General features: G+C 51.6%; 10 protein-coding genes. 8 read left to right on the top strand and 2 right to left on the bottom strand.

Features of this window, described 5'->3' with window-relative positions; genetic code table 11:
• Nucleotides 1-400: 400 nt before the first annotated feature.
• Nucleotides 401-1480 (bottom strand): PIN/TRAM domain-containing protein, encoded by a 1080-nt coding sequence (locus PN498_RS26240; RefSeq protein WP_272066418.1) that lies wholly within the window; start codon nucleotides 1478-1480, stop codon nucleotides 401-403.
• 452 nt (nucleotides 1481-1932) lie between these two features.
• Here PN498_RS26240 and hemW point away from each other — a divergent pair, with 452 nt between their 5' ends.
• The 8 genes from hemW to PN498_RS26200 all read left to right on the top strand — a co-directional run bounded on the left by hemW (nucleotide 1933) and on the right by PN498_RS26200 (nucleotide 9189).
• Nucleotides 1933-3120, top strand: a complete 1188-nt coding sequence (hemW, locus tag PN498_RS26235) for a radical SAM family heme chaperone HemW (protein ID WP_272066417.1) — start codon at nucleotides 1933-1935, stop codon at nucleotides 3118-3120.
• A 339-nt stretch (nucleotides 3121-3459) separates the two neighbouring features.
• Nucleotides 3460-4239 carry a DUF4058 family protein gene (locus PN498_RS26230; RefSeq protein ID WP_272066416.1) on the top strand — a complete coding sequence of 260 codons (780 nt, stop codon included), beginning with the start codon at nucleotides 3460-3462 and terminating at the stop codon, nucleotides 4237-4239.
• A gap of 150 nt (nucleotides 4240-4389) precedes the next feature.
• On the top strand, nucleotides 4390-4644 hold the full coding sequence (locus PN498_RS26225; RefSeq protein WP_272066415.1) for a hypothetical protein: 255 nt from the start codon (nucleotides 4390-4392) through the stop codon (nucleotides 4642-4644).
• Between the two features lie 2 nt (nucleotides 4645-4646).
• Nucleotides 4647-5099 (top strand): HNH endonuclease, encoded by a 453-nt coding sequence (locus PN498_RS26220; protein ID WP_272066414.1) that lies wholly within the window; start codon nucleotides 4647-4649, stop codon nucleotides 5097-5099.
• Nucleotides 5100-5304: 205 nt separating this feature from the next.
• Complete coding sequence (serA, locus tag PN498_RS26215) at nucleotides 5305-6888, top strand: phosphoglycerate dehydrogenase (protein ID WP_272066413.1); 1584 nt, start codon at nucleotides 5305-5307, stop codon at nucleotides 6886-6888.
• Between the two features lie 19 nt (nucleotides 6889-6907).
• Nucleotides 6908-7798, top strand: coding sequence for a 50S ribosomal protein L11 methyltransferase (prmA, locus tag PN498_RS26210; RefSeq protein ID WP_272066412.1), 891 nt, complete (start codon nucleotides 6908-6910; stop codon nucleotides 7796-7798).
• A 1-nt stretch (nucleotide 7799) separates the two neighbouring features.
• Nucleotides 7800-8030 carry a hypothetical protein gene (locus PN498_RS26205; protein ID WP_272066411.1) on the top strand — a complete coding sequence of 77 codons (231 nt, stop codon included), beginning with the start codon at nucleotides 7800-7802 and terminating at the stop codon, nucleotides 8028-8030.
• Nucleotides 7999-9189: a homocysteine biosynthesis protein gene (locus tag PN498_RS26200; protein ID WP_272066410.1), complete on the top strand. Its 1191-nt coding sequence runs from the start codon at nucleotides 7999-8001 to the stop codon at nucleotides 9187-9189. Before PN498_RS26205 ends, PN498_RS26200 begins: the two co-directional genes overlap by 32 nt.
• A gap of 35 nt (nucleotides 9190-9224) precedes the next feature.
• Here the strand turns inward: PN498_RS26200 and PN498_RS26195 are convergent, their stop codons facing one another.
• Complete coding sequence (locus tag PN498_RS26195) at nucleotides 9225-10787, bottom strand: NAD(P)H-quinone oxidoreductase subunit N (protein WP_272066409.1); 1563 nt, start codon at nucleotides 10785-10787, stop codon at nucleotides 9225-9227.
• Between the last annotated feature and the right edge of the window lie 187 nt (nucleotides 10788-10974).

Below are 10974 nucleotides of genomic sequence, written 5' to 3'. Positions count from 1 at the left end.
TGTTCGTTCAATCTTAAATTGAACGAACATTGCGCCGTCGCCCTATCTGCCCTTGTATGTAAGCTTTAGCCATCTAGGCTTGTGTACCTATTAGCATCTAGGTGCTTAGTCCATCATCAGATGGCTCGCCGTCTTGTCCTAACGGCACTGGCAACGGCTACACAATCGGGCCAAGCAGTTAGCTAAATCCGGCAAGAATTAGCAGAATTCCAGCACCTAAAGCGACAAAGGCCAGCACTAAGCCAGCATTGGGGCTACCCTTCCAGGAGTAATCTTTTTCTTTTGGCATGAGTCAAACCTGATGACGACATATTTCCGCGAGAAGTCTAGGCCACAGGCAAATTGATGCCCAGATTCTCCTTAAAGTGGAAAGTCTAATGGAATACGGAACGTTTGTTATCTATGCCAAGACAGAATCTTTGGGACGAGCAAAAATCATGCGTCCCGCCGACGTCTGTAAAGAGCCGGTCACAACGACATCAATCTCATTGCCGATAAAGTCACGCCCTTCTTCAACCACCACCATAGTGCCATCGTTCAGATAGCCGACGCCCTGTTGAGGTTCCTTGCCCTCTTTTAGAATCTTGAGTTCCATGTCATCGCCCGGCAGGAAGTTGGGGCGGATAGCCTGAGATAGCTCGTTAATGTTGAGGACTTCGACTTCTTGAAAACTCGCAACTTTGTTGAGGTTGAAGTCGTTCGTCAACAACATGGCATTGAGTTCCTGAGCCAGCCTGACGAGTTTGGCATCCACCGTCGGGATATCCTCATAGTCAATAGAGCTAATCACCACGCGACTGGGATACGTTTCGCGAATCCGGTTCAACACATCCAGACCGCGACGGCCTCGAATGCGCTTCTGGTCGTTGGACGCATCAGCCACCTGCTGCAACTCTTGCAATACAAACTGAGGCACCAACACCTGACCTTCCAAAAAATTGGTCTGCAACAATCCCTCAACGCGCCCATCGATAATACAGCTGGTGTCCAGCAGCTTAGTCTTTGAAGGCTTTAGCGTGCCCTCTGCCACTAGCGTGGACTCCATTGTGCCGGGATTGATCAAACGCAAGAGCGATCGCCCATGGGTATCAGCCAAATTCATACCTGAGACGGCGAATAAAACACTGCCCATGACAGCCAGCAGTGGTTTGATAAAGCCAAACTCGCTGGGAATCGGTAACAAAAACAGCGGAGCCAACATGAGATTGGCAATCAGCAGTCCAATCACCAGTCCTATAGCGCGGCTCAGGAGACGTTCAGGCGGCAGTTCTTTGACCTGCTTTTCCAAGCGACGATAGCTCGTCTGCATCGCAATGCCGACCGCAGTTCCGATCAAAGCTCCAAACCCGGCAGTAACCGAACTCAGCCCTTCCAAACTGCTGACGTTTTTTAAGGCAGCTTCAGGCAGCAGTTCAGGCGCATAAAAGCCAATTCCTGCTCCTGCGACAATGAACGAAAATAGAATAAGTGCATCTAGCATAATGACAAGCCACTGGGCTAGGGAATGTATGGAAGTAGGTATGAGGTGGTTTACACCTAAACTTACGATATCGAATGAATGCGCCGGCAAAAAAGAGACGAGGATGCCTGATAATATTGCCTACCTTATGAATGAACGCTATCGATTGAGTGGGGTTTAATCTCTAATTCGATGCAATTTTTCACACTCAGCAACATTTGTGGAGTCAATTGCAAGCGTCTCTGCGAATTAAAAGCAGGCCGCTACAGCTGATATTCATATTGGATAGAGTCAGTAAAACTCTGCCTCCCCTTTCTTGCTTTTTCTATGTCTACAGAAAATCATGCCACTTTAATAGCGTCAGACAACCGTTCATAGAGAGTGAGGATTGCCGAAGGTAAAAGACGCAATAGGTCGCCTCGCCGCATTTAAACAATTATTGATCGACACTCCCTCGCTTCCCACTCACTCTAATGCTCTTTCCCCAGTCTGCCTACATTCACATCCCCTTCTGTCGCCGTCGCTGCTTTTACTGCGATTTTCCGATCGCGGTAGCCGGCGATCGCGCTCGGGGGGAGACCTCTTCTCGGATGCAAACCTATGTCAACACCCTGTGCCGCGAGATTCAGGCAGCTCCTGTTATCGGCCCTGCATTGAGAACGGTATTCTTCGGCGGAGGTACACCCTCTCTCCTATCGGTAACCCAAATCGAGCAAATTTTAGGCGCGGTCCGTGATCGCTTTGGCATTGCTCACGACGCCGAGATCTCCATCGAAATGGACCCCGGCACTTTCAATCGAGCCACGCTGGAAACGCTGCGACACCTGAGTATCAATCGAGTGAGTTTGGGTGTGCAGTCTTTTCAAGATGCGCAGTTAGAAGCCTGTGGGCGAACCCATCGAGTGCAGGATGTTGATCAGGCCATTGAGGATTTGCAGGCGATCGCGATCCCCACTTGGAGCCTAGATCTCATTTCTGGCCTGCCGCATCAAACCATCGCCGACTGGGAGCTTTCGCTAGGGACCGCGATCGCTGTCTCCCCGCCTCACATCTCCGTCTACGACCTCACTGTAGAACCCGGCACGGTGTTTAATCGGCGCTACGTGGCGGGACAGTCCCCGCTCCCGTCAGATGACGCGACCACTCACATGTATCGCATGGCCCAGTCCCTCTTGACACAGGCAGGCTACCAGCACTACGAGATTTCCAACTACGCCCAACCCGGACATCAGTGCCAGCACAATCGCGTCTATTGGGAAAACAAACCATGCTACGGGTTTGGCATGGGCGCAGCCAGTTACACGCAGCAGCAGCGCTTCAATCGTCCGCGCACAACCCATGAATACGACGCCTGGGTGGAAGCCTATTGCCAGGCAGACGGCAAGCTCGACTGTCCTCCAGCCACGAGAACCGACCAGTGGCTCGATCGCTTGATGATGGGGTTGAGGCTGGCAGAGGGTATCCGCTTAGATGAACTCGTTGCAGAGTTTGGACCCGACTTGGTGGATCGTCTGAAACAGTGCCTTGCTCCCTACTGCCGCAAAGGATGGGTGGCCTTATCCGAGCCTCCGTCACCCACTCTGAGGCTCACTGATCCAGAAGGATTTCTCTTTTCCAATGTGGTTCTGGTCAAGCTGTTTGAGACATTCAGCGATCCCTAAGGCCCTTCAAAGATCGTGAAGTATGAAAGGCCTTGGGTCAAGACTGTCAAAAGAATAAGCGTATGGCTTGAGAAGGAGAGCAATTGCATAGAGCCATGCCATGAGTCGGGCACGATCGCAGGAAACGACTCAAGTCTGCAATAACTGCTTATGAACTTGAAACGTCTTTCACAATCGTTCAAAAAGATCCCCGACACTTCAGGTAATCGGCGCTTGTACAACGATCATGCCGTTGCCGAGCTTGAGATAGCAAACCCGATGCATAGAAATTTTCAGCCTTTAAAACACCCATAGCATTGAGATGACTTAGGATCGAGGGAACGTCGCGAATGATTCACCATGCCTTCTCCCTTTCCTGGTATGGATCCGTATCTTGAGGGCTATCTATGGCCGGATGTCCATAGCGCTCTGGCAAGTAAGATTCGCCAGAAGCTCACCCCATTATTGCGGCCTAAGTACATTGCTCGTCTAGAGGTTTACTTAGTAGAAGATCCGTTCCCGGAGGGCGAGGTCGGCATTTTGTATCCCGATGTCGAAGTTCTGGAGGCTCCGAGTCAAGCACCATCCCGCCAGGGCGACAGCAGCGATATTGCAGTGATCACCCCGCCAAGCCTAACATTACCTGTTCCTGAAATCGTCGAAGTTCGCGTAACCCGTGTTGAAATTCGAGACACGGCTAAAAATCGGTTAGTTGCCAGTATCAAAATTCTGTCTCCGGTCAACAAGCGAGAGCCCGGATTAATAGCCTATCGTCAAAAGCGAAGACGACTCTATGACGCCAATGTGCACCTTTTAGAGATAGATTTGTTGCGCCGGGGAACACGCCCTTTTGCCCAAAGGAGGCTGCCTCGTGTGCCCTACTGTATTGCCCTGACTCGGGCTACTGCGAAAATAACTGAAATTTGGTCAGTGTCCCTGGCCTCTCCGCTACCAGTGGTGCCAATTCCGTTGCAGCCACCGGATAAAGATGTGCCCCTGGATTTGCAGTCCGCCATGGCGGAAATCTACGACGAAGCAGCCTACGATCTCTCATTGAACTACAGTGAACCACCCCCACCCCCTTCTTTCTCGGAAGAGGAAGATGCCTGGATTCTGGCTCAACTCAAGGGTCAACGGTAGAATTTTCCCGATACTTTCTAGATTATTGATGCGATCGCCTCAACAGATTCATCTACTGGAATAGGTTCCAGGCATTTCAAAGGCCCGTCCAGGTCACAAGTATTTGACCCATAGCGTAATCTTAGAACAAGTCTCTAAGCTTCCATTTCCATGAGGTTAGACATGAACGCCCAACTCATGATTCAGCCATCCTTCTTTATTGACGCAGGTATTCAACTGCAGCCCATTCAAGGGTTGTATCTTTTCAAATTCAGCAAAGACCTACAAACGCGACTAGAAGCGCTGAATGAGCGAAAACGAGTCGCCACTCTTACTACCGATGAAGCTGTCGAACTCACTGGCATTCTTGAACTAGATCGTATTTTTACTCTACTTAATGCCAAAATTATCGGTGAGTCAGCCTAGGCATGGTAATTTCGCGAGCAGTCAGAGAGCAGGTACGAGAACGTGCCCATTACCTATGTGAATATTGTCACTCTCCCGAAGAAGCCAGTGCCGCTCGTTTCGAGATTGATCACATACAGCCGCGTTCAAAAAGAGGCTTAGATACCCTCGACAATTTGGCTTTAGCCTGCCAACGCTGCAATGCTAATCGCTACAACTTCACACAAGGAATTGATCCTGAGTCTCAAGCTATTACAGATTTGTTTCATCCCCGTTTACAAATCTGGGTCGAACATTTCATTTGGGAGAAAGGTGGCTTGATCATCAGAGGCCAGACAGAGATTGGACGAGCAACCTGCAACCGCCTCGATTTGAATGATGCTATGCATAACGAGGGTGCGATCGTCAAAGCTCGAAGCCTCTGGATGAAAGGAGGCTGGCATCCACCCAGTGATGACGTAATCTCAACTGATTGAGGCACACTTTAAGAAGAATGATTTCACATCTGCAACAGCAATTAATACATCTTGACTACCTAGATTTACAATTGTTGCCCCCAAGTATTCGCCGTGTTTGGACTACGGTCATAGAGTAAAATGACATCTGAAAAATTCCTGGAGTAAGCATCTCTTGCCTGGGAAAAAGCTTGCTTTCAGATGTTCTCATTACTCCTGACGCACCATGCCCAAGGTTCTTGTATCCGACCCCATTGATCAGGCTGGCATCGACATTTTGTCTCAAGTCGCCCAGGTCGACGTTCAGACTAAGCTTTCCCCTGAGGAATTGGTCAAGATTGTGAGCGATTATGATGCGCTCATGATTCGCTCTGGAACGAAAGTTACGAAAGATGTGATTGAGGCCGGCCATAATCTAAAGATTATTGGACGAGCAGGCGTTGGCGTCGATAACGTTGATGTTCCAGCAGCGACGCGGCGGGGAATTGTTGTCGTCAATTCTCCAGAAGGCAACACGATCGCTGCCGCAGAACATGCCCTCGCCATGATGCTGTCCCTATCACGCTACATCCCCGTCGCCGACAAGTCGGTCAAAGACGGCAACTGGAACCGTAAGGCCTTCACCGGGGTTGAAGTTTACAAAAAAACCTTAGGCGTCGTCGGACTGGGTAAAATTGGCTCCCACGTGGCGACTGTCGCTCGGGCCATGGGCATGAAGCTGCTGGCTTACGATCCCTTTATTTCAACTGATCGGGCCGAACAGCTCGGCTGTCGTTTGGTTGACCTGGATCTACTCTTCCGCGAAGCCGACTACATTACCCTACATCTGCCCAAGACACCGGAAACCACAAACCTCATCAATGCCGAAACGCTGGCAACCATGAAGCCGACAGCCCGGATCGTCAACTGTGCCCGAGGCGGCATCATTGACGAAACGGCGTTAGCCAATGCGTTGAGCGAGGGCACAGTTGCTGGAGCTGCCCTGGATGTTTACGCTGAAGAACCCCTAGGGGAAGGCTCACCGCTCCGGCCCTTAGATCGCAAGATCATCCTCACGCCGCACTTAGGGGCGTCAACAGAAGAAGCTCAAGTCAACGTGGCGACCGATGTGGCAGAGCAAATCCGCGATGTGCTGCTGGGGCTGCCAGCTCGATCTGCGGTAAATATTCCGGGCCTGCGGGCTGAGGTATTAGAGCAGATGCGGCCTTACCTGCAGCTCGCCGAAACCCTCGGCAATCTGGTGGGGCAGTTAGCAGGCGGGCGGGTTGAAGCTCTTAATGTGCAGATGCAAGGAGAACTGGCCCTGAAGGATAGTCAACCCGTGGTGATTGCGGCACTTAAAGGATTGCTGTCCCACGCTCTGCAAGAACGGGTCAACTATGTGAACGCCAACATCGAAGCCAAGGAGCGAGGCATCCACGTGATCGAAACTCGCGACACCGACATTAAAGACTACACGGGATCGTTGAGGCTAACGGCGAACGGCTCCCTCGGCGAGCACTCTGTGAGTGGTGTGCTGCTAGGGGGCAACGAAATTCGCGTAACCGATATCGACGAGTTTCCTATCAATGTGCCGCCAACTCGTTACATGCTGTTCACGCTGCACCGCGACATGCCAGGTATTATTGGCAAAATTGGGTCACTGTTAGGAAGCTTCAACGTCAACATTGCCAGTATGCAAGTGGGACGCAAGATTGTTCGCGGCGATGCGGTCATGGTGCTCAGCATTGATGATCCCTTGCCCGAAGGAATTTTGGATGAAATTACGAAGGTTCCTGGTATTCGAGATGCTTACACTGTGAGCCTGTAGAGAAGGATATTGAGGCGTTTTGGCTAATAGCTGGTGGGAAGTTCAAGTTTTATGTGATCCGGCGCTGGAAGACACTATTTTTTGGCGCTTTGAAACGTTTGGTGGGCGAGGAACAGCCAGTCAACGCAAGACGGCCCAACGTCAGGTGCAGGCCTATTTTCCCCAGGATACTTTTGAGCTACTGGATTTAGCGGCGATCGCATTGCGGATGCGGCAGGATGCGCTCTGTGCTCAATTGCCAGAACCCCAAACCTCCTGGAAGCTGATTGAAGAAGAAGACTGGTCGAAGAGTTGGAAGGATCATTGGAGCCCCCAACCCATTGGCGATCGCTTCATCATCAATCCAGCTTGGCTGCCTCAGCCAGAAGAAACGAATCGGTTGACTCTGCAACTTGATCCAGGGGCTGCTTTTGGGACCGGGACTCACGCAACCACGCAGCTTTGCTTAGAATCGCTCGAAATGCGGATGAGCGGAGATGATCACAGCGCCATCGTAGCGGACATTGGCTGTGGCTCTGGCATCTTATCCATTGGTGCTCTCTTGCTGGGCGCAAAGCGGTCCTACGCAGTCGATATTGATGCCCTAGCAGTGCAGGCAACGGGGGAAAATGCCGCCCTCAACGGTCTGCATGCGGACCGCATCAATGTTCAGCAGGGAAGCCTCGACACCCTGATGAAGACGTTGCCAGAGCCTGTGGATGGGATTCTCTGCAATATTTTGGCAGAGGTGATTTTAGATCTGATTCCGCAACTGAGTGAGATTGCTCATACTGACACCTGGGGCATTTTGAGTGGAATTTTACTGGAGCAATCTAAGCTAGTAGCTGACACGCTAGAACAGCATGGTTGGGTCGTAGCGACGCTATGGCGGCGAAAAGAATGGTGTTGTCTCAATATTCGACGGTCGTAGTATGAAGTGGGACGAAGTCATCGATCAGCTGGGATTTGTCGCTAAGGTAGCGGCAATATCGATCGCGCTTGCGATCGCCTGTAAAACCCTAGCTCCGCATCTCTCGATCCCCGCGACGTCTACTACGAGCTTGGCGATCGTGCTCACGCCCGCAATTGTTGTCGGCGTTGTTCTCTTTTGGCAATTGTGGACTTCAGACCATGCCGACGCAACGCACTCTGGACACGATTAACAACAAGATTCGTCGTCAAACCGTCGTTGTTGAGACGGCTGAGACCTTCAAAGCCAGAGCTGCCGAAGTCGGTATTGCAAGCGCCTTTGCTGCTGTGGATGTGGTGACCACAGGCACGTTCGAACCGATGGAATCTTCGGGTGCCGTTCTCAATCTAGGTCACACGGACCCTCCGATCAAAATTCGAGAGTGCAGCTTAGATGGTGTTCCAGCTTATGCCGGGTTTGGCGCAGTCGATTTATATTTGGGCGCGAGTCAGGCGGTCGTCACCAGCGGTACCGTAGACAGCGAGTTGCCCCGTGAGAGAGGCGGTGGACACGTTATTGCTGACCTAATTGCGGGCAAGTCGATTCAGCTCAAAGCCATGGGACAAGTTACCGATTGCTATCCTCGTGCCGCTTTGGAGACCTCGATTACCCGCGACACGATCAACCAGTTTTACCTGTTCAACCCCCGCAACCTCTATCAAAACTTCATTGTGGGCGTAAACGGCGGCGATCGCCCCTTAGCCACCTATCTAGGGCCACTACAGCCCAATTTAGGGAATGCCGTTTATGTGAATGCAGGTGCCCTGTCCCCGTTGATGAACGACCCCGAGCTGAACGTCGTCGGTATCGGCAGCCGTATCTTTTTGGGCGGTGGGGTGGGCTATATCGCTTGGGAAGGCACTCAGCACTTTCCGCTACAAAAACGCCTGCCCAACCAAACCCCTATCGGTCCCGCCGCCACCGTTGCCCTAATCGGCGATGCTAAACAGATGCAAGCCAAATGGGTGCGAGGCTGCTATTTTCGAGGCTACGGTCCCTCACTGATGCTGGGCGTGGGTATTGCAATTCCCCTGTTGAACGAAACCATTGCTGGCCACTGCGCTGTTCAGGACAAAGACCTGGTGGCTCCCGTCATTGATTTCTCAATACCTCGCCGAGTTCGTCCGACCTTTGGCTTAGTCAGCTACGCTCAGCTCAAGTCAGGTCGAGTCACACTTAACGGACAGCAAATTCGTACGGCTCCCCTTGCCAGCATTTATTTGTCTCGACAAGTGGCTGATGAGCTGAGGATATGGATCAGCTCAGGTCAGTTTGAGCTGACCCAGCCGGTTGAAGTTCTGTCCCGCGATCGCGCCTTTCTCGCACAAGATACCTGGAACCCGCGATCGTAGAACTGACAGCTCAGCAGTTGGACTAAGGAACCTCTCTAGAGACTCTCAGAGACTTCCGAAGTCATCGCGATGGGCTGAGCACTTTGCTCAATGGCAGCCCGTAGCAAAGGCGTATGGCTAACCGAATTATTTGCCAGCGTAAACAGCGGATTCGAAAGGATGCCCGCCAAGGAAGTGGCGACTACCGCCAAGATAAGGCTGACTTGAAGCGGTCTTAGACCCGGCAAATCCCAGCGAACTTCAGGATAATTCTCAACCGCATCAGACATTTCTTGCGGCTCTTTCACAACCATCATCTTGACCACACGGATGTAGTAGTAGATGGAGATGACACTGGTTACCAATCCGACAAGAACGAGGCCATAAGCACCCGCTTGCCAGCCTGCCCAGAAAATATACAGCTTGCCAAAGAAGCCTGCCAGGGGTGGAATGCCGCCCAAGGACAGCAGGCAAATGCTCAGCCCCAGGGTCAACAGCGGATCCTTCTGATACAGCCCACTGTACTCACTAATTTGGTCCGTTCCCGTCCGCAGGGAGAAGAGAATGACACAGGTAAAGCCACCTAAGTTCATGAACAGGTAAACGAGCAGATAGAACACCATACTGGCGTAGCCCGCTTCTGTCCCAATGACCAGACCAATCATTAAGAAGCCCGCCTGAGCGATCGAAGAATACGCCAGCAGGCGCTTCATGCTGGTTTGTGCCAGGGCGACCACATTGCCCAAAACCATACTGAGAATGGCAAGGGCAGTAAACACAAAATGCCACTGCTCCGAGACGAGCGGGAAAACCGCAACGAGGAGACGAATAGCTAAAGCAAAACCCGCTGCCTTCGACCCAACTGATAGAAACGCCACAACCGGCGTCGGTGAACCTTCATAAACGTCGGGCGTCCACTGGTGAAAGGGCACGGCGGCAATCTTGAAGGCAATTCCAGCAATGACAAATACTAAGGCTACGACCAGACCAATCGGCGCTTCGCTGTCAGTCGCGACTAAGCTGGCTGCAATATCGGCCAGCTGCATTTTTCCACCAGACAGGCCATAGAGGAGAGACATGCCATAGAGGAAAATGGCCGAGCTAGCCGCACCAATCAGCAGGTATTTGAGAGCTGCTTCGTTAGAACGAGGATCGCGCTTCATGTACCCCGTCAGCAGGTACGAAGAAATACTGAGGGTTTCCAACGCTACGAAGATTGTGACCAAGTCATTCGCGCCGGACAAAAACATGCCGCCCAGAGAAGCCGTCATGAGAATGACTAGAAACTCTGCCAGCGTCGTCCCAGATTGTTCGATGTATCGAATCGACATGGGCACCGTTGCGATCGCCGACAAAGCGATAATGCCCCGAAAGACGATGCTTAAATCGTCTCCAATGAAGCTGCCTAGAAAGCTGATGGGAGTCGATGTATCCCACTGATAGACAAGAGTTAGAATTGCTCCCGAGAAGCCGGCGATCGTAACGTAGGGAGTCCACCGAGAAGAGGCTCGCCCGGCAATCAAGTCACCTATCAACACCACCATCAGCGTGGCGACTACGATTCCTTCAGGGAGAATAATGCCCACGTTGAGCTGGGAGGCAATATTCGAGAAATCCATTCGGCTGACTACTCCAACGAATACTTACAGCTGGTTCCAGTGCTTCAAGTCTCACCTAATCAAGGAGTTAACTAACCTCGGTTTACAGGTGATTCAAAAAATAAAGGCTCCTCTGGCATATTACCGCGTGAACCCCATTTAGGGGCGTCTTCCAGATGATGATTTATTCCCATCACTGCCATTAACC

Origin of the sequence: Oscillatoria sp. CS-180 (genome assembly GCF_028330965.1) — a bacterium.
In the GTDB taxonomy this organism is placed as follows: domain Bacteria; phylum Cyanobacteriota; class Cyanobacteriia; order Phormidesmidales; family Phormidesmidaceae; genus Halomicronema.
This window is presented reverse-complemented; position numbering and strand designations above follow the sequence as displayed.